This is a genomic window from Leifsonia sp. ZF2019, assembly GCF_019924635.1.
Classification (GTDB): Bacteria; Actinomycetota; Actinomycetes; order Actinomycetales; family Microbacteriaceae; genus Leifsonia.
The window spans coordinates 403,918-427,141 of sequence record NZ_CP065037.1 but is presented as its reverse complement, the minus strand read 5'-3'; the positions used below and the strand labels follow the sequence as shown (position 1 = coordinate 427,141).

At 71.3% G+C, this 23,224-nt stretch carries 22 protein-coding genes; 9 read left to right on the top strand and 13 right to left on the bottom strand.

The annotated features are described in order from the left end of the window. Window positions 1-41 precede the first annotated feature (41 nt). The 5 genes from IT072_RS01965 to IT072_RS01945 all read right to left on the bottom strand — a co-directional run bounded on the left by IT072_RS01965 (window position 42) and on the right by IT072_RS01945 (window position 6,987). A complete protein-coding gene (locus tag IT072_RS01965; protein WP_223359118.1) occupies window positions 42-1,208 on the bottom strand; it encodes an ROK family protein in 1,167 nt (388 codons plus the stop codon). An 82-nt stretch (window positions 1,209-1,290) separates the two neighbouring features. Further along, on the bottom strand, window positions 1,291-2,634 hold the full coding sequence (locus IT072_RS01960) for an ABC transporter substrate-binding protein (RefSeq protein ID WP_223359117.1): 1,344 nt from the start codon (window positions 2,632-2,634) through the stop codon (window positions 1,291-1,293). Next, window positions 2,631-5,072 carry a glycosyl hydrolase family 95 catalytic domain-containing protein gene (locus tag IT072_RS01955; RefSeq protein ID WP_223359116.1) on the bottom strand — a complete coding sequence of 814 codons (2,442 nt, stop codon included), beginning with the start codon at window positions 5,070-5,072 and terminating at the stop codon, window positions 2,631-2,633. Before IT072_RS01955 ends, IT072_RS01960 begins: the two co-directional genes overlap by 4 nt. Then, window positions 5,069-6,022, bottom strand: a complete 954-nt coding sequence (locus tag IT072_RS01950; protein WP_223359115.1) for a carbohydrate ABC transporter permease — start codon at window positions 6,020-6,022, stop codon at window positions 5,069-5,071. The genes IT072_RS01955 and IT072_RS01950 overlap by 4 nt, the downstream gene beginning before the upstream one ends. Then, window positions 6,022-6,987, bottom strand: a complete 966-nt coding sequence (locus IT072_RS01945; protein WP_223359114.1) for a carbohydrate ABC transporter permease — start codon at window positions 6,985-6,987, stop codon at window positions 6,022-6,024. Before IT072_RS01945 ends, IT072_RS01950 begins: the two co-directional genes overlap by 1 nt. Window positions 6,988-7,072: 85 nt before the next feature. Here IT072_RS01945 and IT072_RS01940 point away from each other — a divergent pair, with 85 nt between their 5' ends. The 4 genes from IT072_RS01940 (at window position 7,073) to IT072_RS01925 (ending at window position 13,308) form a co-directional block, all read left to right on the top strand. Next, on the top strand, window positions 7,073-9,301 hold the full coding sequence (locus IT072_RS01940) for an alpha-galactosidase (RefSeq protein ID WP_223359113.1): 2,229 nt from the start codon (window positions 7,073-7,075) through the stop codon (window positions 9,299-9,301). 101 nt (window positions 9,302-9,402) lie between these two features. Beyond that, on the top strand, window positions 9,403-12,045 hold the full coding sequence (locus IT072_RS01935) for a X2-like carbohydrate binding domain-containing protein (RefSeq protein ID WP_223359112.1): 2,643 nt from the start codon (window positions 9,403-9,405) through the stop codon (window positions 12,043-12,045). A 25-nt stretch (window positions 12,046-12,070) separates the two neighbouring features. Further along, window positions 12,071-12,346: a hypothetical protein gene (locus IT072_RS01930; protein ID WP_223359111.1), complete on the top strand. Its 276-nt coding sequence runs from the start codon at window positions 12,071-12,073 to the stop codon at window positions 12,344-12,346. Next, window positions 12,343-13,308, top strand: a complete 966-nt coding sequence (locus IT072_RS01925) for an acetylxylan esterase (RefSeq protein WP_223359110.1) — start codon at window positions 12,343-12,345, stop codon at window positions 13,306-13,308. The genes IT072_RS01930 and IT072_RS01925 overlap by 4 nt, the downstream gene beginning before the upstream one ends. Here IT072_RS01925 and IT072_RS01920 read toward each other — a convergent pair. The 3 genes from IT072_RS01920 to IT072_RS01910 all read right to left on the bottom strand — a co-directional run bounded on the left by IT072_RS01920 (window position 13,252) and on the right by IT072_RS01910 (window position 15,296). Next, the gene (locus IT072_RS01920; protein WP_223359109.1) at window positions 13,252-14,145 is read right to left on the bottom strand and encodes a DUF5996 family protein; all 894 of its coding nucleotides are present in this window, start codon (window positions 14,143-14,145) and stop codon (window positions 13,252-13,254) included. The genes IT072_RS01925 and IT072_RS01920 overlap by 57 nt on opposite strands. A 69-nt stretch (window positions 14,146-14,214) precedes the next feature. Further along, complete coding sequence (locus tag IT072_RS01915; RefSeq protein WP_223359108.1) at window positions 14,215-14,856, bottom strand: winged helix-turn-helix transcriptional regulator; 642 nt, start codon at window positions 14,854-14,856, stop codon at window positions 14,215-14,217. A 5-nt stretch (window positions 14,857-14,861) separates the two neighbouring features. After that, on the bottom strand, window positions 14,862-15,296 hold the full coding sequence (locus IT072_RS01910) for a VOC family protein (protein ID WP_223359107.1): 435 nt from the start codon (window positions 15,294-15,296) through the stop codon (window positions 14,862-14,864). Between the two features lie 134 nt (window positions 15,297-15,430). Between IT072_RS01910 and IT072_RS01905 the strand changes: the two genes are divergently transcribed. The 3 genes from IT072_RS01905 (at window position 15,431) to IT072_RS01895 (ending at window position 18,011) form a co-directional block, all read left to right on the top strand. Beyond that, window positions 15,431-16,018, top strand: a complete 588-nt coding sequence (locus tag IT072_RS01905; protein WP_327058932.1) for an RNA polymerase sigma factor — start codon at window positions 15,431-15,433, stop codon at window positions 16,016-16,018. A 65-nt stretch (window positions 16,019-16,083) separates the two neighbouring features. Then, window positions 16,084-17,463 carry a hypothetical protein gene (locus IT072_RS01900; RefSeq protein ID WP_223359106.1) on the top strand — a complete coding sequence of 460 codons (1,380 nt, stop codon included), beginning with the start codon at window positions 16,084-16,086 and terminating at the stop codon, window positions 17,461-17,463. Window positions 17,464-17,579: 116 nt separating this feature from the next. Next, the gene (locus tag IT072_RS01895) at window positions 17,580-18,011 is read left to right on the top strand and encodes a VOC family protein (RefSeq protein WP_223359105.1); all 432 of its coding nucleotides are present in this window, start codon (window positions 17,580-17,582) and stop codon (window positions 18,009-18,011) included. A 15-nt stretch (window positions 18,012-18,026) separates the two neighbouring features. On the opposite strand, the gene lepB is transcribed toward IT072_RS01895, so the two are convergent. Beyond that, a complete protein-coding gene (lepB, locus tag IT072_RS01890) occupies window positions 18,027-18,761 on the bottom strand; it encodes a signal peptidase I (RefSeq protein ID WP_223359104.1) in 735 nt (244 codons plus the stop codon). A 263-nt stretch (window positions 18,762-19,024) separates the two neighbouring features. On the opposite strand from lepB, the gene IT072_RS01885 reads away from it, so the two are divergent. Further along, on the top strand, window positions 19,025-19,330 hold the full coding sequence (locus tag IT072_RS01885) for a hypothetical protein (RefSeq protein WP_223359103.1): 306 nt from the start codon (window positions 19,025-19,027) through the stop codon (window positions 19,328-19,330). A 77-nt stretch (window positions 19,331-19,407) separates the two neighbouring features. Here the strand turns inward: IT072_RS01885 and IT072_RS01880 are convergent, their stop codons facing one another. Both IT072_RS01880 and IT072_RS01875 read right to left on the bottom strand, forming a co-directional pair. Then, window positions 19,408-19,896 (bottom strand): hypothetical protein, encoded by a 489-nt coding sequence (locus IT072_RS01880; RefSeq protein WP_223359102.1) that lies wholly within the window; start codon window positions 19,894-19,896, stop codon window positions 19,408-19,410. Between the two features lie 15 nt (window positions 19,897-19,911). After that, window positions 19,912-20,316, bottom strand: a complete 405-nt coding sequence (locus tag IT072_RS01875; RefSeq protein WP_223359101.1) for a hypothetical protein — start codon at window positions 20,314-20,316, stop codon at window positions 19,912-19,914. 140 nt (window positions 20,317-20,456) lie between these two features. Here IT072_RS01875 and IT072_RS01870 point away from each other — a divergent pair, with 140 nt between their 5' ends. Further along, window positions 20,457-21,698, top strand: coding sequence for a DNA polymerase domain-containing protein (locus IT072_RS01870; RefSeq protein WP_223359100.1), 1,242 nt, complete (start codon window positions 20,457-20,459; stop codon window positions 21,696-21,698). Window positions 21,699-21,707: 9 nt separating this feature from the next. On the opposite strand, the gene IT072_RS01865 is transcribed toward IT072_RS01870, so the two are convergent. Both IT072_RS01865 and IT072_RS01860 read right to left on the bottom strand, forming a co-directional pair. Further along, a complete protein-coding gene (locus IT072_RS01865; protein WP_223359099.1) occupies window positions 21,708-22,688 on the bottom strand; it encodes an NAD-dependent epimerase/dehydratase family protein in 981 nt (326 codons plus the stop codon). Beyond that, window positions 22,685-23,125, bottom strand: coding sequence for a MerR family transcriptional regulator (locus tag IT072_RS01860; protein WP_223359098.1), 441 nt, complete (start codon window positions 23,123-23,125; stop codon window positions 22,685-22,687). The genes IT072_RS01865 and IT072_RS01860 overlap by 4 nt, the downstream gene beginning before the upstream one ends. Window positions 23,126-23,224 lie beyond the last annotated feature (99 nt).

Here is a 23,224-nt window from a genome sequence, read left to right as displayed (position 1 = left end):
ACGGCGACGCCGCCCACCCACGACCGGGCGCTGGAGGACCCCTAGACCACCAGCGCCCGGATCGCCGCCGCTGCCGCTCCGCGTGCCCAGTCCTCGAACGAGTGCGGGCGCACCGCGATGCGGCAGCGGTCGGCGGAGGCGAAGACGTGCTCGGCGTAGGAGGTGCGGAGTGCGGGCTCGAGGAGGTCGAAGTCGGCCACTCCCTCACCCCCGATGATGACGAGCTCGGGGCCGACGAGGTTGACGAGGGTGGCGATGGCCGCGCCGATCACGCGTCCCGCGTCCGCGAACGCCTCGACGGCCGCGGGATCGCCGGCGCGCCCGAGTTCGACGGCCTCGTCGATCGGCACGTCGCGGCCGTGAGCGGTGGAGACGGCGGCGACGATCGCGCTCGTCGCCGCGACCGCCTCCACGCAGCCGCGGCGGCCGCAGGCGCAGACGCGATCCGGTGCGGCGAGCGGCAGGTGACCGATCTCACCGGCCACGCCGTAGGCGCCCTCGACGACCTCCCCGTTGAGGTGGAGTCCGCTGCCGATGCCGCGGCCGATCGTGACGATGGCGAAGGACCCGGTGCCGAGACCGACACCGAACCAGTGCTCGCCGATGGTGAGGGCGCGCACGTCGTTCTCCACCACGACGGTCTGTCCGAGGCGCTCTGCGAGCTCGGGGCCGAGCAGGACGCCCCGCCAGCCCATGAGGGCGGAGTCGCGGACGAACCCGGACGCGGTGTCGACGTCGCCGGAGACGGCCACGCCGATCGCGGCGAGCCGGGAGCCGAGCCCGCCGATCGCGTCGCGGAGGCTCCCGCACAGGGCGACGATGGCATCGACGACCGCGGCCGGCTCGTGCGAGGTGAGTGACACCCGGCGGGAGGCGATGGTGCGGTTCGTCAGGTCGGTGGCGACACCGATGAGCTCCTCCGCGTTGACCTTCACGCCGAGCGCCACCACGGCGTCGGGCACGACGGCGACCGGACTGACCGGGCGGCCAGGCAGCCCGGTGATGGTCGGGTCGAGCGAGTCGTCGAGGAGCCCCGCGGCGACCAGGGGTGCGACCGCCTTCGTCACGGCGGCCTGCGACAGCCCCGTGAGCCGGGCGACGTCGATGCGGCTGATCGGGCTGCGGGTCAGGATGGTGCTGAACACGCGCGTGGCCGCGTCGGACGACGACTGGAGCAGTGCCGTCCGCGTCAGCGTCTCGTCGTCCATGTGCTGCTCCCCCTTTCGAGGATGCTACCCGGACACGCGGGGCGGGCGGGACCGTGGGATCCCGCCCGCCGCGCCGTCCGTGCTATTTCTTGGCGAGGATGGCCTTCGACTTCTCCTGCGCGGACTTCAGGAACGACGCGTCGCCCTCACCGCTGAAGAACGCCTCGAACATCGGCTGCAGGGTGTCGGTGATCTCCTGACCGTTCGCGATCGGCGGAGCCGGGTAGAGCTCCTTCTTCTTCAGCGCGTCGATGAAGCTCGAGATGTCCACGCCGTCCGCCTTCTGCGCGTCCACCGTCGACTGGAGGGCCGACGCGATCGACGGCAGGAAGGTCGCCGTCTTGCCCGCGATGGTCTGGCACTCGGCCGTGCCCATGTACGACACCCACTTCCAGGTCTGATCGACGTGCTTCGTGCCGGCGAAGATGTTGTTCGCGTTGGAGTTGCTGATCATGCCGCGGGTGCCGTCCGGCCCCTGGACGGTCGGGGCGATGCCCACCTTCACGCCGGGGACCTTCGTGATGGAGGTCGCGCTCCAGGTGCCGTCCTGCGCCATCGCGACCTGCCCGGCGCCCATCTGCTCGGCGGCGGAGATCGTGAACTGGCCGAACTTCGGCATCAGCCCGCGGTCGCCGAGGCCGCGGATGTAGTCGAGCGTCTTGGTCATGCGCGGGTCGTCGTACGGGAGGACCTTCGGCCACGCCGTGGCGTCGCCGCCGAGCTTCCAGCCGAGTGTGGTGACGAACGGGTTCCACGAGGTCTGGCCGTTGAAGTCGCTCGCGGCGAGCGTCCCGATGCCGTAGGTCTTCACGTGGTCCTTGTCGAAGCCCGGCTCGTCGCCGCGCTTGCCGTTGACGTCGACCGTCAGACGCGAGACGACCTTGTCGAAGGTGCCGCCGTCGTCCGGGTTCCACGTCATCGTCGTGATGTCGTCGTCGGTCAGACCGGCCGCCTTCACCAGGTCCTCGTTGAAGTAGATCGCGGCGCCGGCCCAGTCGAGCGGGATGCCGTACTGCTTGCCGTCGGTGTACTTCCACGAGTCGACCCCGATGTCGAACTTCGACAGGTCGAAGTCCGATTTCTTGATGAGGTCGTCGAGGGGCATGATCTGCTTCTGGCCCGCGTACTGGCCGAGCAGCGGCACGCTGTTCTGGAACGCATCCGGGGCCGTGCCCGAGACGAACCCGGCGGTGAGCTTCGTGAAGTAGTCGTTCACGTTGTACTGCGAGATCTTCACCGTGATGTCGGGGTTCTCCTTCTCGAACCCCGGGATGCAGAGCTTGTAGTTGGCGGCCTGCTTGTCGTCCCACGTCCACCAGTTGACGGTGACCTTGCCGCCCGACCCGCCGTCGGTCGAGCAGGCCGCGAGTCCTGCGGCGGCGAGCCCGGCGGCGACGATGCCGGCGATGATGCGGAGCTTCTTCATGAGTTCCTCACTGTGTGTGCCCGGACACCGTCGTCGGTGCCGGAGGGGGATGGATGTGGTGGGTTCGTGACGACGGAGCGACAATTCGCAGCCAGCTCGACGTCGAAATCGGCACCGGAGTGCCGGACGCGCACGGCGACGGCTTCCGGTCGCAGGTTGTGCAGGACCGCCCGTACGAGGCCTCCGTCCGCCCACTCCAGGTCGACGGCGATGCCACCGCGGGCGCGCAGGCCGTCCACGCGGCCGTGCGGCCACGCCGCGGGCAGCGCCGGGAGCAGGTGGACGACACCGCCGTGGCTCTGCAGCAGCAGTTCGGCGATGCCGGCGGGGAAGCCCAGGTTGCCGTCGATCTGGAACGGAGGGTGGGTGCTGAACAGGTTCGGCAGGAGTCCGCCCCACTCCGAGCCGTCGACCGGTCCGTGCCTCCGCGCGTCCCCGCTGTAGGGGGCGAGCGCTTCGGTGAGGAGGGCGTGGGCGGCGTCGCCGTCGCCGAGCCGGGCGCGCAGCGCGATCTTCCACGCCCACGACCATCCCATCGCGCCAGGGCCACGGGCGTCCAGGAAGCTCCGGGACGCCTCGGCCAGTTCCGGCGTCGCCTGGGGCGTCACCAGATCGAGCGGATGCAGTCCGACCAGGGGCGAGAGGTGGCGGTGCGCCGGCTCGTGCTCCGGGACCTCCACCGACCATTCGAGGAGGCGTCCGTCCCGGCCGATGCCGGGACGCGGAATCGTAGCGAGCGCAGCCGTGATCTCTCCCCGGAGTTGGTCGCCGGGGTCGACGGTGTCGATGGCCCGGAGCGCGCGCTGGAAGAGCGCGCGGATGAGCTCCCGGTCCATCGTCGCGGTGAGGCCGAGCGCGCGGGGAGTGCCATCCGCGTCCCGGTACATGTTCTCGGGGGAGGTCGACGGGGAGAGGAACGCCGTGTCGTCCGCATCCCTCTGCAGCCAGTCGAGGCAGAACTCCGTCGCGCCCCGCAGCAGCGGCCAGATGCGGTCGCGCAGGAGCGCGACGTCACCGCCGAATTCGTACTGATCCCAGAGGGAGTGGCAGAGCCAGACGCCGCCCATCATCCAGATCGCCCAGCTCGGGGCGCCGTGCCCCATGCCGACGGGCAGGCTCCACCCCCACAGGTCGCTGTTGTGGTGGGCGACCCAGCCGCGGGCGCCGTAGAGCTCGCGGGCGACGTCACGCCCGGTGCGGGCGATCCGCTCGACCAGCGCGAGCTGCGGCTCCGCGGCCTCCGGGAGGCCGAGCGGACCGGCCGCCCAGTAGTTCATCTGGGTGTTGATGTTGAGCGTGTAGTTGGACGACCACGCCGGTCGCAGCAATCCGTTCCAGATGCCCTGGAGGTTGGCCGCCGGGCCCCCGGCCCGCGAGGACGCAGTGAGGAGGTAGCGGCCGTACTCGGCGGCGACCGTGGCGCGCAGCATGTCGTCGTCGCCGTGGAGCACGTCGCCCTCTACCTCCCACCGGCCCTCGCGCCGACCGCCGATCGCGAACCGCGCCGCCGCCGGGTGACGCGTCAGGGCGCTCCCGGTGTGACGGGCGACGTGCGCACCGAGTGCTTCGGCGGCACGCGCCCGGGCGCGGTCCCGGATCGTCTCGCGGGAGACGCTCCGGCCCTCGTCGTCCGCGCCGGCCCACCACGACTCAGCGCGGGTCGACGACGAGAGGGCGATCAGCAGCCGACGGGCATGACGGATCGTGAGACCGGAGTCGTCCGCCTCCGTCGTGCCGTCGCTCCGCACGGCGAGGGCCGCCGTCGCGAAGCCATCCCAGTCGTCGTCCGCCTCCGCGTAACGCAACGGCGGGACGACGGAGGGCTCGTGCAGCGGTGCCCCGTCGACCGGGACCGTGACGTCGAGCGTCAGTGCGCCGCCGTCGCCGCGGATCGCCCGGCCGAGCTCGCGCAGCGGCGTCGAGAGCGCGACGCGAACCTCCGGCAGCGGCTCGTCGGCGTCGATCTCGATCACGAGCGCGTGCTCCTCCACACGGGAGGTCCTGCGGACACGGGCGCCTCCGACCGAGAGCGCCTCCTCGACGTACGCGCCGTCGAGGTCGAGCACACGGGCGGGCTCCCCCGCGGCGACGACGGCCTCCGGGATGCGCACGTGCAGGTCCACGAAGGGCAGGAACTCCTGGGAGTATCGGCCCTCGAAGGTCATGAGCACGGCCTCCGCGCGGTCGAGGTCCCCGGCGGCCAGCAGCTCCCGCACCTCCGCGAGCCGCTCGGGGCCTGCGCCGCCCGCGACCACGCGTCGCAGCTCGCCTGCGGCGAGCGCCGGCGTGCCCGACCAGACGGTGGCGTCGTTGACCTGGTAGCGGCCGTCGGCGCCGCCGAACACCATCGCACCGAGACGGCCGTCGCCCAGGGGGAGGGCCTCCTCCCAGTTCTCCGCCGGGGACCGCCAGGCGAGCTGGAGCGTCTGCGCGCTCATTTGAGCCCCGAGAACCCGATCGAGTTCACGATGCGCTTGCCGAACACCATGAAGAGGACGAGCATCGGCAACGCCGCGACCAGGGTGGCGGCCATCAGGCCGGCCCAGTCGGGCATCGTCTGCGGCGACGACTGCTTGAACACGGCGAGGCCGAGCGTCAGCGGCTGCACGCTGGAGTCGGTGGTCACCAGCAGCGGCCAGAAGTAGTCGTTCCACATCCCGATGAAGCCGAGGATGAACAGCGTGATGATCGGGCCGCTCGTCATCGGGATGGTCAGTCGGAACAGGATGCGGAGCTTGCCCGCACCGTCGAGCAGCGCGGCCTCCTCGATCTCGGTCGAGAGGCCGAGCATGAACTGCCGCAGGAAGAAGATGTTGAACGCCGAGAACAGCGCGCCGGGCAGGATCATGCCGGCGAACGTGTTCAGCAGGCCGAGCTCCTTGATCAGCACGAAGTTCGGGAGCAGCGTCAGGATGCCCGGCACCATCAGCGCCGCGAGGAACAGGGAGAACATGAGTTCCCGGCCGCGCCACTCCAGACGCGCGAACGCGTAGGCGGCGATGAGCGAGAAGAACACGATCAGCACCGTCGACACGGTCGCGTAGACGACGGAGTTGAGCAGGTAGTGCAGGATCTCGACGGTGGCGCCCGATCCGCCCTGGGCGACCGCCTCCTGCGGGTCCTCGAGGCCGAGCACCCGCAGGAAGGGTCCGAAGGTGAAGCCGACCGGGAGGGGCGACGACGGGTTCGCGATCATGGCGTAGTTGTTGGACAACGCCGAGCGCAGCATCCAGTAGAAGGGGAAGATCGTCACGACGACGATCACCGCGAGGTAGATCCAGGCGACGGTGCGTCCGACACCCGCACGGCGCCGACGGCGGCGAGGCTGTGCGGCGAGGGTCGGACGGGCGGCGGCCGGCGCAGGGGCCGGAGCGGTGGTTGCGGTCATCAGGCGTTGTCCGATTCGCTCGCGCGCAGCAGACGCATCTGCACGAAGGTGATCACGATGAGGATGGCGAAGAGCGCGAGCGACATCGCCGATGCGTAGCCGAAGTCGAACTGCCCGAAGGCCTTCTGGTAGATGTACATCTGCAGCACGTTCGACGCGTGCGCCGGTCCGCCCTTCGTGGCGACCGAGACGATGTCGAACACCTGGAACGCCCCGATGACGTTCAGCACGACGACGAGCGCCAGGATGGGCCGCAGCAGCGGCAGGGTGAGGCGGAAGAACATCTTCGGCTCGCTGGCGCCGTCGATCCGCCCCGCCTCGTAGATCGAGGGCGGGATCGTCTGCATCCCGGCGAAGATGATGATCGACGTGTAGCCCATGTTCTTCCAGACGTGGATGAGTGCGAGCGACGGGATCGCCCATTCGCGCGACGTCAGGAACTTGATGCCCTCTCCTCCGAGCGCGTGCACCACCTGGTTGACGATGCCCAGCTGCGCATCGAGCATCCACGACCAGACCGTGGCCGCGACGACGCCCGAGATCAGGAAGGGCAGGATGATGAGCCCCCGCAGCACCGTCGACGTCGTGACCCGGTGGAGCACGGCGGCAGTGACGATCGAGACGGCGAGCGTGAGCACCACGGCGATGAGCACGAAGTAGAGGGTGATTCCGAGCGACTGCCAGAAGGTGTCGTCCTGGAACAGGTCGACGAAGTTCTGCACCCCGATCCAGGTCGGGGCGCTCAGCAGGCGGAAGTCCGTGAAGCTGAGGTAGATGCCGCGAACGGTCGGGTACAGCGCGAAGACCAGGAAGCCGAGCAGCGCCGGAGCGATGAGCAGCCAGGCCAGCCGCGCGTCGCCGCGGTGGGAGGGGGCTGCGGCGTTGACCGCGCCGCGGCGCCGGCGTCGCGCAGGGCCGGCCGACGGCTTCGGCCGGTCGGGGGTGGTGACGGTGGAGATCGACATCGGTCTTCCTTCTCGGGGTTGCAGGAGTCACAGTAGGCATGGTTAATTGACACTGTCAAGTAACTCAGCCGCTAGGAGCCCATCCATGCCCGACAGCCACGGCAGCGCGCTCTCGCTGCGCGCCGCAGGCGCCTCCCTCGTCCTCGACGCCGCCGGGCGGGTGCCGCGCATCCTGCACTGGGGCAGCGACCTCGGCCCTCTGGACGAGGCGGCGCTGGAGGGTCTCCGCGCGACCGCCGGGCCGGCCGTGCTCAACAATTCGCCGGATGTCGCCCGTGTCTTCAGCCTGTGGCCCACGGAGCTCGAAGGCTGGGCGGGGACACCGGCGCAGGAGGGGCACGCCGCCGGGTCGGCCACCACCCCGCGGCCCGAGACGGTCGCCGTGCGGCACCGCACCGACGGCACCCCCGACGCCCCGGCAGGCGGACGCATCGAGGTCGAGCTCGCCGACACGGTGACCGGTCTCCGCTCGACCGTCTCGCTCGCCCTCGACCCGTTCGGCGTGCTCGCCGCCGACGTCTCCGTGGTGCGGGACACCACCCTCCTGGGCGCGGCGGACGGCGTCGGCGCCACAGCCCCGTACGCGCTCGACGCCCTCCGCATCCTCCTCCCCCTCCCCGACCGCGCGACCGACGTGCTCGATTTCAGCGGCAAGTGGTGCCGCGAGCGGGCCCCCCAGCGCGGCGCGCTGCTCTACGGCAGCCACGTGCGCCGCAGCCGGCGCGGCAAGCCGGGACACGACTCCCCGTTCCTTGTGGTCGCGGGCACGGACGACCTCGGGTTCGGGCGCGGCGAGGCCTGGGCGGCGCACCTCGCGTGGAGCGGCGACGTCGAGTACGTCGTCGAGAAGCTGCCCGAGAGCCCCGGCCCGTTCGCCGCCGTCCTCGGCGCGGGCGAAGGGCTGCGGCCGGGCGAGATCCTGCTCGCCGACGGCGAGCGCTACGACGCGCCCACCGCGCTGTTCGTCTGGTCGGGCGCCGGCCTCGACGGCGTCGCCGACCGCCTCCACCGTCGGCTGCGCGCCCGGGCGACGCATCCGTCGTCTCCCCGTCCACTCACGCTCAATTCGTGGGAGGCCGTCTACTTCGACCACGATGTCGAGCGGCTCTCCGCTCTCGTCGAGCGCGGCGCGCGTGTCGGCGTGGAGCGTTTCGTGCTCGACGACGGCTGGTTCCACGGCCGGCGGGATGCGAACGCCGGGCTCGGCGACTGGGTGGTCGACCGTGCCGTGTGGCGCGACGGGCTGGCGCCGCTCGTCGACCGGGTCCGCTCGCACGGCATGCAGTTCGGCATCTGGTTCGAGCCCGAGATGATCAACCTCGACTCGGACCTCGCACGCCGGCATCCCGACTGGGTGCTCGGCCCGAGCCGGGGCCTCGGGGCGACGGCACGCAACCAGTACGTGCTCGACCTGACCCGACCCGAAGCGTACGCGCTCGTGCTCGACCGGATCAGCGCGATCGTCGACGAGTACGCGGTCGACTACATCAAGTGGGACCACAACCGCGACCTCTCGGAGGCCGTGAGCGGCCGGTCGGGCACCGACCGTCCCGCCGTGCACGCGCAGACCCTCGCCCTCTACCGGATGCTCGACACACTCCGCGAGCGGCACCCCGGCCTCGAGATCGAGACCTGCTCGGGCGGCGGCGGCCGCGTCGACCTCGGCATCCTCGACCGGACGGACCGTGTCTGGGCCTCCGACTGCAACGACCCCGTGGAGCGCCTGCAGATCGAGCGCTGGACCCGCATGCTGGTGCCGCCGGAGCTGATCGGCTCGCACCTCGGCGCCGAGCGCTCCCACACGACCTCCCGCCGCACCGACCTGTCGTTCCGACTGGTCGTCGCCCTCACCGCGCACGCCGGCATCGAGTGGGACCTCCAGGAGGCCGACGACGACGACCTCGAGCGGATCGCGCGCTGGGGTGCGGCCTACCGCGAGCTGCGCGGGCTGATCCACAGCGGCCGCATCGTCAACGCGGACCTGTCCGACACGACCGCCGCCCTGACCGGGATCGTCGCCCACGACGGAAGCCGCGCGCTCTTCACCTGGGCGCGGCTCGCGACCTCGGAGCCCGGCCAGTCCGGACGCGTCCGATTCCCGGGACTCGACGACGGCGCACGCTACCGCGTGCGGGTGCGCGACGATTTCGGGCTCGCGAGCCGGCACGAGGCCGCCGACCCCTCGTGGGTGACGGCCGCGCTCGCCGCCGACGGGATCGTCCTCCCGAGCGCCGTGCTCGGCGTCGCGGGCGTCCCGCTGCCGACCCTCAACCCGCAGCAGGCGATGCTGTTCGACCTGGAGCGGGTGGCGTGATGCCGCCGCGCACCGGAGAGCGGCACCGCCCCCCAGACGGCCCACCGCAATAACCGCCCGGGCGCACCGACGCGTCCGAGCGCTTCAGAGAGGAAGACCGCATGACACGCCAGACACGCGCGCGACGGAGCCTGCAGGCCCTCGTCGTGTCGATCGCGGCCCTGGGACTGGTGGCCACGGCCGCCGTTCCGGCCGGCGCCGCACCGACGGGGTCACCGACGGGCTCGCCGTCGACGAGCGCGCCGGCCCCGACCGATCCGTCCACGCCGCAACCATCCGCATCGCAGCCCACGCCGACCGCGACCAGCACGTCGACCCCCGGCCCGGAGGCGTCGGCGACGGCAGACCCCTCGACCGCTCCCACCCCGGCTCCGACCACCGCCCCCTCCACCGCTCGCGGGTCCTCCCCCGCGCCCACGATCGCGGCGCCGACCGCGCCCGCGGTCGACAGCTGGGCCACGAAGCCCTACCTGGGCTGGAGCAGCTACAGCATGCAGGTCTACAGCGGCGACTCGAAGTGGATCACGGCGGACCAGATCATCGCCCAGTCCGACGCCATGAAGACGAAGCTGGGCACGGCGGGCTACGACCGCATCAACGTCGACTCCGGATGGAACGACGGCGTCGACGCCAACGGACGGCCGACGCCGAGCGCGACCCTCTACCCGCAGGGGCTGAAGAAGGTGATCGACCACGTACACGCGAACGGCCAGAAGTTCGGGCTGTACTTCATCCCGGGCATCTCGCCGGACGTGTACGAGAAGGCGTACCCGATCGCGAACGCCCCCGGCTGCACCACGCACGACATCGTGAAGCAGCCGCTGCAGCAGGCCGACTACTGGAAGATCGGCTACCGCATCGACTTCGCGAACCCGTGCGCTCAGAAGTACGTGGACTCGATCGTCGACCAGCTCGCGGCGTGGGGCGTGAACTTCGTCAAGTTCGACAGTGTGACCCCGGGCTCGGGTGTCAGCGACCTGTCGCTGGACGCCCGCGACGACGTCGCCGCCTGGTCGAAGGCGCTGAAGGCGAAGAGCATCTGGTTCGAGCTGTCGTGGGCGCTGGACATCGACTACGCGGACACGTGGAAGCAGTACGCGAACGGCTGGCGCGTGGAGTGGGACGTCGAGTGCTACTGCGCGGGAGTCGCTCTCACGCAATGGGACAACATCGCGCGCCTCTTCCCGCGTGCCGCCGACTGGTGGCGGCACGCCGGGCCCGGCGGATGGAACGACTTCGACTCGCTCGACGTCGGCAACGGGACGATGGACGGCCTGACGAAGGACGAGCGCCGCACCGCGACCACCCTGTGGGCGATCTCCGCCGCGCCGATGTATGTCGGCAACGACCTGACGAAGCTCGACCAGTACGGCGTCGACCTCCTGACGAACAAGGAGGTCGTGGCCGTGAATCAGACCGGCACGCCCGCGCAGCCGGTCTCGACCGCCACCGACAAGCAGGTCTGGTACGCCCCGAACGCCGACGGCAGCTACACCGTGGCCCTGTTCAACCTCGGCCGCACCGACGCCGACGTCACGGCGAACTGGTCCGACCTGGGGCTGACCGGCGCCGCGAGCGTCCGCGACCTCTGGGCGGGCAAGGACCTCGGAACGTTCGACACGACGTTCACCGGGCAGACCGTCCCGATCCACGGCGCGCGCCTGCTGAAAGTCACTCCGAAGAAGGGCACCGCCGTCGCCCTGAACGACGACGCGCAGCGCGTCCGGTACACCGGCGCGTGGACGCGCAACGGCGGCCTCGAGGTCCCGGCGACCACGCAGCAGCTCCCGGTCGCGGTGGGCGACTCCTCCGCCGGGCAGGTGCCGACGCCTCCCGCGTCGAGCCGCGTCGTCGCGGTGAACGACGGTGACGCCGGGATCGTCTACTCGGGCTCCTGGGGCCAGAGCGGGGGTCGCGGGTTCGGTGACTTCCGGGACGACGTGCACTACGTCGAGGCCGACGGCTCGTCGTTCCAGTACACCTTCACCGGCACCGGCATCGACTACGTGACCGAGCTCGACCCGTCGCAGGGCGACGTCGACGTGTACCTCGACGGTCAGTTCCAGAAGACGGTGAGCACAGGGCGCGACGCGGGCCAGCCCCGCCTGGCGCAACAGGTCGCGTGGAGCGTCGACGGCCTCCCGAACGGCTCGCACACCCTCCGGGTCGTCAAGAAGTCGGGCGCGTTCATGCTGCTCGACAAGCTCGATGTCACGCTGGAGAGCCTGCTGCAGCCCGACGTGGCGGTCTTCGACAAGGCGGCCCCGGCGGACGTGCCGGTCACGCTGCTCCGCGACGGCGGCGAGCTCGCCGGGATCGTCCGCGACGGCACGGCGCTGAAGAAGGGGGCCGACTACACCGTCTCCGGCAGCACCGTCACGCTGCGGGCGCAGTACCTCGCGGGTCTGCCGGACGGCACCACCGCGCTCGGGTTCCAGTTCCGCGGCGACGCGCACGACGACGTCCACGCCACCACGAAGGACGGTGACCGTGTGGACCTCGCCTTCCGCGGCACCGGCGTCTCCTGGATCGGCGACACCGGACCCGACCAGGGGAAGGCCGCCGTCTACATCGACGGGCGGCTCGCGAAGACCGTCGACACGCGGTCGGATGCCCGACGCACCGGCCGGACGCTCTTCAGCGTGGACGGGCTGCGCGACGGCGACCACCGCATCACGGTCGTGAAGGTGTCCGGTGACGTGCTGCGGCACGACGTCTTCCAGTACACCGTGAAGAAGCCGTAGCACCGCATCCACCAGGAGGAGCACCATGTCCCACCCCGCCCGATCCGTGTTCGTCGGTGACTCGACCACCGACGGCGACCGCGATCGGAGCGACCCTGCGTCGCTCGGCGAGGGGTACGGCCGCCTGCCGGCGGACGCCCTCGCCGGGCGGCCCGGAGCTCCCGACGGCGTCTGCGTGCTCGATGCCGGCGTCTGCGTGCTCGATGCCGGCGTCTCGGGCGATCGCGCCCTCGATCTGGCGGCGCGCTGGCACGAGGACGCGCTTGCTGCCGGAGCCCGGCTGGAGGCCTACGCCTCGTGACGTCGCCGTTCCCCGCTCCTCTGGGCCACGACCTCCTGCCGACGCCCGATGACTACCGCGCGTACTGGGACGAAGCCCTGGAGTCCGCGCATCGCCACCCCCTCGACCTCCGCCGAACCCCGGTCGACACGGGCCTGACCACGGTCGACGTCTTCGACCTCTCGTTCCGCGGCGCCGGCGGCCGGCCCGTCAGCGCGTGGCTGCGGGTCCCGCGCCAGCGCAGCGGTCCCCTGGCGGCCGTGGTGCACGCCAACGGCTACGGGGCCGGACGGCTCTCGCCGATCGACGATCTCACCTGGTCCGCCGCGGGGCACGCCCACCTCACCGTCGGCACGCACGCGCAGGGGGGAGGCAGCACCGGCCACCTCCTCGACGGCATCGACGACCCCCGCCGGTCCTACTACCGAGGAGTCTTCGTCGACGCCGTCCGCGCCGTGGAAGCCGTGCGCGCGCTCGACGAGGTCGACGCCTCCCGGGTCGCGATGATCGGCAACAGCCAGGGCGGCGGCATCGCGCTCGGCGTGGGCGCGCTCGTGCCCGACCTGGTCGCGGTGCTCGCGCAGGCCCCGTTCCTGACGGCGGCACCGCTCGCGCTGCAGCAGGCGGCAGCGGGCCCGTGGACGGAGCTGCGCGCCTATCTGACCGAGCATCCCGCCCAAGCAGCCGCCGTCGCCCGCACCCTCGCATACGTGGACGGCGTCACCTCCGCCCGCCATGCCATCGCACCCGGCTGGATCTCCGACGGGCTCGCCGACGACATCTGCCCACCGGAGACGGCGCAGGCAGCAGTGGCGGCCTATGCGGCGCCGGTCGTCTTCCACGAGTGGCCGGGCGCCGGGCACGAAGCCGGCGGCACGGCCGACCGGGAGGCGGCGGTGCGGGTGCTGGCGGAGCGATTCGGCAGGTCAGCCGATCGCCGGCCACTCCCCCAGCCGCGCTGCCGCCGCCGACGTGACCCGTAGGAACTCCAGCGCCAGCGCCTCCGGGTCCTCCGCCAGGCGAACGACCTCGTACGGCAGAAGGAACTCGCCCAGCGCCGGGTCGTAGTACGCGCCCTCCGGCACCGGCGTCTCCGCGTAGCCGGCCGGCTCCGGGTACGCGTAGGAGTAGAAGGCGCCCTCACGGCCTCCGCCCGGCCAGAACCCCGAGCTGCTGATCTCGTCGCTGTACCCCTCCACCATCACGCGGTCGGGGCAGTTCGGCACGCCGCCGGGATGCACGGGAGCCGGGCGGCCGGAGAAGCGCGTGGTCGCGAGGTCGAGGGCGCCCCAGAAGAAGTGGACGGGGCTCGCCTTGCCCCGGAACTCCGCGCGCAGGCGTCGCAGAACCCCGTCCGCGCGGATGAGCTGCTGCCAGAACGCGTGGACCTGCCCGGGGTCGTACGTGCAGTGCTCCTCGTCGATGGCGAACGGGATCGCCGGGACGACCTCGTTCGGCGTCGGGACGATCTCCAGCGCGATGCCGAGACGGCCGAGGGCGTCGAAGGTGCGGCGGTAGAACTCGGCGACGGTCATCGCTGTCAACGCGAACTCTTCGCGGCCGCCGTCGCTCGTGCGCAGCACCAGGCGGTGGTCGAGCAGGTCGAACTCGATGTCGAGCACCCCGCCGTCGACGGGGATCGCGCCGGTCGTCAGTCCTCGGGCGCTCAGCGAGAACGTCACATGCCACCAGTGGTTGACGAACGGCGAGCCCACCATCCGCAGCTTGCCGACGATCTGCAGCCACATGTGCAGCGTCTCGCGCGTCGACCCCCAGGCCTCGACCTCGAGCGACGGCCACGACGTTCCACGGCTCTCCATGACGACCTCCCGCGTCCAGTGTGCCGGATGCGGGCGAACAGAGCTCGGCGCCGGTGCGGCCCGCGCCCCTCAGGCCGCCAAGTGGAACGTGTCGGCGAACCGGTCGAGCAGTTCGCCGCGCCCGTTCAGCACCTCGACCACTCCGGACGCGATCGCCGCGCCCGGGGCGAGTTCACCCGAGATCAGCCGGCGGATGCCGGGCCCGGCGGCGAAGGCCAGATCGGCCGGACCGTCGCCGCGCGCCACGTCGAGCGCGGCACCATCGACCCGGATGAGCAGCTCGGCCGCCCCGAAGTGCGCGCCGTACACCGTGGCGGGCAGCTCCGCGGCGACCTCGGAGCGGAACGCCGTGCGCAACGCCATCGTCATCGAGTCGGGGGTGACGATCTGCTCCTCGCGTGGCTCCCCCATGGCCTTGAAGCCCCACGCGCCGAGCGCGAGCACCACCGGTTCGAGCTCCCGGCCGTACGGGGTCAGCTCGTAGACGATGATGCGGGAGCGCGGAGCGCGGCGGATGATGCCCGCCTCCTGCAGCTCCTTGAGCCGCGCCGCCAGGATGTTGCTCGGGATGCGCGGCAGACCCGCGGCGAGCTCCCCATAGCGGCGCGGCCCGACGAGCAGGTCGCGGATGATGAGCAGCGCCCAGCGTTCGCCCACCAGCTCGAGAGCCCGGGTGACCCCGCAGTACTGCCCGTAGTCGCGTGCGGCCATCGACCTCAGGCCTGCTGATTCGCCACGGCCTCGGGGCCCTGCTGGGCGGCGACCGGGTCCATCCACCCGAACTCGAGGATGTTGCCGTCCGGGTCGGTCAGCTGGCGCTGGTACATGAAGCCGTAGTCGGCTGCGGGTCGCGCCTCCGAGCCGCCCGCCGCCAGCCCGTCTGCGGTGGCCTTGTCCACCGCTTCGCGGCTGTCGAGGAAGATCGCCGTCGACACCGAGGGGTTCGTCGCGGGATCGCCGATGGGGAGGTCGGTGAAGGTCTGGAAGAACTCCCGCACCAGGATCATGAAGTAGCTGTGGTCCTCCTCCACCACGACGCACGCCGCATTGTGATCGGAGAACAGCGGATTGATGCGGAAGCCGATCGCCGTGTAGAACGCCTTCGCGCGCTCCAGGTCGGTGACGGGCAGGTTGACGAACATCGCAGTCATCGTGGTCTCCTTCGACGGTTCTGAACTCCTGACGGAAGTCATACTTGCAAAAAGCAAGTGGAGCGTCAAGAGGGAACGGGAACGGATGACCTCCCCGCCTGCAAGATCCACGGGATACTCGACACAACCGGAGTGTGAGGATCGCCAGGACCGCAGCCGACGACGACACCGACCGTGACACCGACACCATCGAGGGGGTGGCGATGCCCGACGACGATTCCCGCGCGCCCGCGCACGACGCCGACTGGTTCACCGCCGTGGTGCGCGAGCATTCGGGCGCGCTCGTCCGGTACTTCGCGCGGCGCGGCCCGCGTCAGGATGCCGAGGATCTCGCCGCCGACGTGTTCGCGACCACGTGGCGGCGCCGCGACGACGTGCCCGACGCGGCTGTGCTCCCCTGGCTCTACCGCACGGCGGGGTTCACCCTCGCCAACCATCGCCGCAAAGCCGTCGACCTTCCGGTGGCGGAGGTACCCGAGGCCGGCGAGGCCCGTGTCGGCGAGGATCCTGAGCTGAGCGCCCTCGTCGACGCGGAACTGCGCGGGGCGCTGATGAGCGTCGGCGACCGCGACCGTCGCATCCTGCTGCTGCACGCCTGGGAGGGTCTCGACGGCGCCGAGCTGGCCGCGGTCCTCGGAGTCTCGCGGTCGGGAGCGGACTCGGCGCTCTCCCGCGCCCGCAAGCGCCTGCGCGAGGCGTGGGGGGAGAGGCACGCCTTCTGACGTGCAAGATCCGCGCCCGCGCGGACAGAGACAGGGATGAAGGCTTCCCACGGAGGGTGATCGACATGACCGACGACAACGAGCTCGACCCGCTGGCGCGACTGCGCGCCACCGACCCGGCGGCGGGGGTGGAGCCCTCGGCCGGTTTCGTGGAGGACGCGATCGCGCGGGCGAACGCGGACGCGGGCGGCGCAGGAGGCGAGGACGACACAGCCGCACCCCTCGCCGACCTCGACGCGGCCCGCTCCCGTCGCCGCTCGCTGTGGCGCCCGATCGCCGCGGTCGCCGCATCCATCGCGATCATCGGCGGCGCGGGCTTCGCGGTCGGCACGACGACGGCGGGCACGACGCTCGCGGGTGGTGCGGCCGCACCGATCTCGCTGGGCGGTTCGGGCAACGGGGCGGGCGGCGGGGCGACGGGAGGCTCGGCCACCGAGGGCAGCATCGCGCCGCGGGCCGCATCCGGGTCCGCCTCCGACCTCGCCTACCGCTTCGGCTTCGGCCGCAACAGCTTCACCGCCTCTGGGCTCTCCACCTCCGCAGGCACGGCGAAGGCGTACGGGTTCGACCCGCGGTCCGCCTCCGACACGAAGACCGTCACCGCCCTCGCCGCGGCGCTCGGCCTCAGCGCGACCCCCGAGCTGAAGGACGGCGCGTGGACGACCGGCCCGCAGGACGGCACCGCGCCCTCCCTCAGCGTCGGCCTCGACGGCACCCTGAGCTTCTTCTACTCGGACTGGGCGCTCTCCCCCGCCGCGTGCACGACCGACCCGGGAGGTGCGGGCGACGACAGCAGCGGCGCCTCCCCTTCCTGCACGCCCACCGCACCCCTCCCCTCGGCGGACGCGGCGATCTCCGCCCTGCGCTCGCTCATCTCGTCGGCGGGGCGCGACCCCGGCTCGTTCGAGTTCACCTCCGAGACCTACGACGGCGCCGTCACCCGCACGGCCCAAGCGTGGCTCGTGGTCGACGGCCAGCGGGTGGACCAGTCCTGGTCGCTCGAGCTCGCCGAGAGCGGGATCGTCAGCGCCTCGGGCTTCCTCGCCCCGGTCGTCAGCGCCGGCGACTACCCGGTCGTCAGCGCCCAGAAGGCGTTCGAGCGTCTCTCCGACCCGCGGTTCGGCCCGACGCAGACCGCGATGCCGCTCGCCGCGCGCGCCGTACAGGACGGCGCGCCCGCCATGTCACCGGTCCCGGCGGACGGCGCGACCGACGGCGCGACCGCTCCGGCCACACAGCCGCCCGCGGCCCCCTCGGCCGGCACCCCGCTCGCGTGGCCGGTGCACCGCGTCCACATCGTCAGCGCCCGCCTCGGCCTCGCCAGCCAGTGGCAGCCCGACGGGAGCGTGCTCCTGGTCCCCGCCTACGAGCTGACCGATGCGGACGGCGGAACCTGGTCCGTCATCGCCGTCGCCGACGACGCGCTCGACTTCTCCGGCCAGTGAGCGGCGCGTCCCCAACCCGACAATTCCGGAGATCTTGCCGGCACCCGCCCGGATCTCCGTTCGAACGGCGAGCTGAGCGGCGTGTCGACGCAGGACTCCGGCGCTACCCTTCCGGTATGACCGCGCGCATCGCCAACGTCACCTTCCACGCCGACGACCCCGCCGCCCTGGCCACCTTCTGGTGCGCCGTGCTCGGGTACCCCGCCTGGAGCGGCTGGCCGGAGGAGGACGTCGTCGCGCTGCGCGAGTCCGGCTTCGACGACGACATGCTCGCCGAACGCGCCGAGGCGTGGGACGGGGATCCGCGGCACCAGCGGCTCTACTTCTCGCGCTACCGGCACGAGAAGCGCCAGCGCAATCGGGTGCACCTCGACATCACGCCGTTCGACGACCGCCGGGCGACCCGCGAGGAGCTGGCGGCCGAGCGCGACCGCCTCCTCGCCCTGGGCGCGACAGAAGAGAAGACGCTCGCCGGCTACTGGGGGCCGTTCGAGGAGTTCGTGATCATGATGCGCGACCCGGAGGGCAACGAGTTCTGCCTGCAGTGAGCCGGCTCACCGCCATCACTTCTTCTCGGCATCCTCGACTCCGGCGAAGGTCTCGGGGTAGTCGCTCAGCCAGGACCAGTGGCTCAGCGGCCAGCTGATCACGAAGGCTTTGCCGACCACGTCGTCCAGCGGCACGAAGCCGCCGCCCGGGTCGTCCATGTGGTACCGGGAGTCGGCCGAGTTGTAGCGGTTGTCGCCCATCACCCACACCCTGCCCGCCGGAACTGTTTTCGTGAAGGAGACGGCGGAGACGGAATCGACGCCGGCGGGGAGCAGCACGTAGGGCTCCTTGAGCGGCACCCCGTTCACGCTCATCTGACCGAGCGCGTTGCAGCAGCTGATCTTGTCCCCGGGCAGGCCGATGAGCCGCTTGACGAGGTGCTGGTCGCTGTCGGAGGCGCCCAGGCCCACGAAGTCGAGCACCGCGCCGACGCCCTGCTGCAGCGCGTTGCCGGTGCTCGGTGCGGGCGCGGGCAGCCAGCCGCCCGGATCCTTGAACACGACCACGTCGCCGCGCTGGAGCGGGAACAGCTTCGGCTGCAGCTCGTTGACGATGATCCGATCGTTGATCTGGAGGGTGTTCTCCATCGATCCGGACGGGATGTAGAACGAGCGCGCGACGAACGTCTTGATCAGGAACGAGACGAGCACCGCGACCACGAAGATGACGACGACATCCCGCAGCAGCGACTTCCACCCCGACTTGCGAGCGGAACGGCGCGGGCGGGTGGGGGCAGTGCTGTCGGTCACATTCTTGATGTTACCGCCGGCAGCCTGCCCGACCACCACTGAACTTCCCTCGGCGACTACGGACGAGCCTCAAGCGTCGGCGCGGGATTCTGGTCGATTCACCCGGAACTGACGCTGACATCGCCTAGCGGCTTTCGCCTATCCGCTCCGGACCTACGCATTTCGGTGGCTCGCCTTCAGAGGCTCCTGTTCATGAGTCGTCGACTTCTGCTCCGCCGGAGTCTTCTCGGTCGACGTCATGAGTATCCAATGGAGGACACACGATGACCATGCTCAAACTCGCCAGCGCCGCGCTCACGATCGCCGCACTCACCGGCGTCGGCCTGGCCGCCGCTGCTCCGGCCCAAGCCGCTGGAACCTGCACGAAGGTCAACCTTTCGGTGAACGCATCGCGCACCGCTGCCACGGTGAAGAATCCGTGCACGAACCTCTCGGGTCGATATCAGATCGTTTCGTTCAACGCGAAGAATCAGACCACCGGCAGCGCTACCTTCACCGTTGCACCAGGCGGCTCGGCAACCTGGAACAAAGGGAGCGCATCCGACGGGTACTACGTGAACATCCTCTAGCGGGACTCATCTGACGCCGCTTCCCGTGCCGGGGAGGTCTACGCCGACCCGGCACGGAAGCAGCGGGACGAGCCGGCTCACGCCCACTGCTCGAACACGATGAACGGCACTTTCGCGTGCCAGGTCTGGAACGCCTTGCTCGAGCCGAAGGTGTCCTTGGTGGAGAAGTCGATGCCGCCGTTCATCCAGATCCAGACGAGGTACCAGTCGCTGCTGGTGGCGAAGAAGTAGTTCTGGTTGGGCCAGTAGCCTCCCCCGCTGTCGCTGTGGTCCTCGTACCAGGAGGTGCCGTCGGACCACAGCTGGTCGCGGGTGTCGAGGATGGTCTCCATGTCGCCGGGGCCGCGACGGTGCTGCACCATCACGCACAGCTGGGCGCGGTTATGGGCGACCTGGAGGCTGGAGCTGTCCGCCCAGTCGTACTCGTAGTCGACGAGTCCCGAGACCCGGACGTACGTCGAGGGCGACTTCGGCTTGAACCACAGGCCGAGGCCGGCGCCCGCGTACATCCAGCCGCCCTCGGCGACCGGGCGGTCGACGTACGTCTCGACCAGGTCGACGAACATGCTCGCCTGCTGCTTTTACACGCTCGGCCCGTGCGCCTGCGTGCCCGCTGCGCCCGGTGGCTGGAACGTCGTCCAGGTGAGGTCGTACGGCGGGGTCGCGAAGAAGAGCCGGTCGCTGCTGTTCGTGGTGACCAGGCTCATGGTGTGCAGCTCGCCCGGCGACGGCCGGACCTCCCGGGGGACCAGGAGGGGCGCCTCCAACCGTCCGACCGCCGACGTGAGCTCGACGAAGCGGTCGTCGACGTCGGCGAGCGCACGGCCCACCAGTTCGGCTCGACGGGAGGCGCGCAGGTGCGCGACGCGCGACTGCCGGAGCTGCCGGTCGAACGCGACGTCCAGCGCGCGGGCCGCCTCCGGCTCGTCGGGCTTGGCGTCGGATGCGGTGATGTCGGCTGACGGCTTGTCGGTCGAAGGGGACATGGTGACCTCCCGAATTGCGTCGGAGCTGCGTCTGCGCGAACCGTAGACCCGGCGTCCTTCCCGCGGCAAGAGCGGGCGGGCATCCCGGTGATCCGGGACGGGGCTACCCCACCGGCCCGCTCGGCACTACCGTGGCGGGCGTGTCGCCGTCATCGAAGTCCGAGGCCACCCTGGAGGCCGCCGGGAGGGAGGTCCGCATCTCGAGCCCGGAGAAGGTCGTCTTCCCGGAGCCCGGGCTCACGAAGCTCGACCTCGCCCGCTACTACGTCGCCGTGGCCGAGGGAGCGCTGCGTGGAGCCGGGGGCCGCCCGATGGTGCTCAAGCGTTTCGTGAAAGGTCTCTCGCAGGAGCCGTTTTTCCAGAAGCGCGTGCCCGAGGGCCACCCCGACTTCATCGACACCGCGACCCTCCACTACGCCAGCGGCACGTCGGCCGAGGAGGCCGTGCTGCGGGACGCCGCCGGCCTCGCCTGGGTGTCGAACCTGGGCTGCCTCGACCTGAACCCGCACGCCGTCCGCGCCGAGGACCTCGACCACCCGGACGAGCTGCGGGTCGACCTCGACCCGATGCCGGGCGTCGACTGGGCGCAGATCGTCGACGTCGCATTCATCGCCCGCGACGTGCTCGCCGACACCGGTCTCGTCGGCTGGCCGAAGACCAGCGGTTCCCGCGGCCTCCACATCCTGGTGCGCATCGCGCCGCACTGGGGATTCGCCGACGTGCGCCTCGCCGCCGAGACGCTCGCCCGCGAGGTCGAGAACCGCGCCCCGGGCCTCGCCTCCGCGCACTGGTGGAAGGAGGAGCGCGGAGAGAGCGTCTTCGTCGACTTCAACCAGAACGCCAAGGACCGCACCGTCGCCTCCGCATACTCCATCCGTCCTCTCCCCGACGCCCGCGTCTCGACGCCGCTCGACTGGGAGGAGGTGCGCTCACGCCGACCGGAGGAGTTCACCGTGCCCACGGTGCTGGAGCGCTTCGCGGAGCGGGGCGATCCGCACGCGGGGATCGACGGGCAGGCCGGCTCGCTGGAGGGTCTGCTGGCGCTGGCCGCCCAGCTCGGGCCGCCGGAGAATGCGCCGCGCGGATCGGGGTCGGCGGGGTCAGCCTCCGCGTCGGGGCGCCGCGTCTCGCAGATGCCGCTCATCGAGGTCGCCCGCACCAAGACCAAGCCCGAGGCACTGGACGCACTGGAGCAGTGGAAGGCCGCCCATCCCGACGCCGCAGCCCTCCTCCATCCCGCCGACGTGCTGGTCGACGGCATGCGGGGGTCGAGCTCGCAGTGGTACCGCGTGCGGGTGAACCTGCAGCACGTGCCCGAAGCGCAGCGGCCGGAGCAGGAAGCGCTGGTCGCGGACTACGGCCCGTGGGCGGGACGGGCGTAGGCGGCGCCGCTAGTCCGACCGCCCTAGCAACCCCAGGTCCCGCAGGCTGGTCGCCGTCTCCACGATCGTCTCGACGGCCGGTCGCGGGTGGAGGCCGAGTTCGGCCTTCGCGCGGTCGTTGCGGATGGTGAGGGGCGCCGGTTCGTCGCCCGGCAGTTCGGTGGTCGGCACACGCGCGGCGAGGTCGCCGAGTTCGGCGCGGAGCACGTTCGCCACGTCGAGGAAGGTCATCGTCGGGCCGTCGGCGAGCACCAGGTAGCGCTTGCCCGCGGCGGCCGGCGTGTCCATCGCCGCGCGGTGCGCCGCCGAGACGTCCCGCACGTCCGCGATCCCGAAGCGCTGGCGGGGAACGGCCGGGATCGTGCCGTCGAGCATCCCGGTGAAAAGCGCCAGCGACGAACGGGCGGAGGCGGTGAGCGTCGGGCCGGCGATCCAGGTCGGGTTGATCACGGCCAGTTCGAGTCCGCCGCCCTCCTGCTCGACGAAGTCCCAGGCGGCGCGCTCGGCGACCGCCTTCGACAGCGGGTACGCCGGGAGGCCGGGAGTGGCGGGGTCGGTCCAGTCGCTCTCGTCGTAGTCGCGCACCGGCTTGGGCGAGTAGCCGACCGCCGCGAAGGACGAGGTCAGCACGACCCGGCGGGCACCGGCATCGCGGGCCGCCCGCAGCGCGCGGAGCGCTCCGTCGCGGGCGGGCACGACGACCTCGGCCGGGTCCGCCGTCTGGATCATCGGCGAGGCCACGTGGTAGACGTCGGAGATTCCCGCGAGAGCCGCCGCCCACCCGTCGTCGTCGGTGAGGGAGGCCGTCGCGAACGACAGTCCGGCGTCGTCGGCGCCGGCCCGGCGGACGGCCGCACGGACCTCGTCCGCCCGGTCGGCGGAGCGCACGGTCGTGCGCACGTCGGCGCCGCCCGCGAGCAGGTCGGCGAGCAGGCGGGTGGCGAGGTAGCCGGTACCGCCGGTGACGAGGATGGTGGGCGAATCGGTCATCGGAGGGTCTCCTCGAGTCGGGGAAGGATGGATTCCAGTTCGACGTGCGCCTCCGCCTCCGCGGCGACGTCGTCACGATCACGGGCATCCCAGAGCGACGCCTTCACCCGCAGGTAGTCGAGGTGCACGCGGAGGGTCGCGATCTGCTCCTCGACCCGGTCGGCATGACGGAGCAGGATGTCGCGTTGCTGCCCCGCCGCCTCTCGCCCCCGCCGCCGGTTCAGCTGGTACGTGCGCATGTCGTCGATGCCGATGCCCATCGCCCGCAGGCAGGCGAGCACCTGCGCCTCGTCGAGATCGCTCTCGCTGTAGCGCCGGTGCCCGCTGCTCGCGTCCCGGGCGATCGGCCCGAGCAGGCCGACCTCCTCGTAGTACCGCAACGTGGGCTCGCTGAGCCCGCTCTGCCGGGAGACGTCCTGGATGGCCAACGTGATCATGTCCCCATCAGAACAGACCTCAAGCGCTTGAGGTCAAGCGTCCCTGCACATTCACCGCTCGAAGCAGATCTACCGCTCGAAGCAGATCTACCGCTCGAA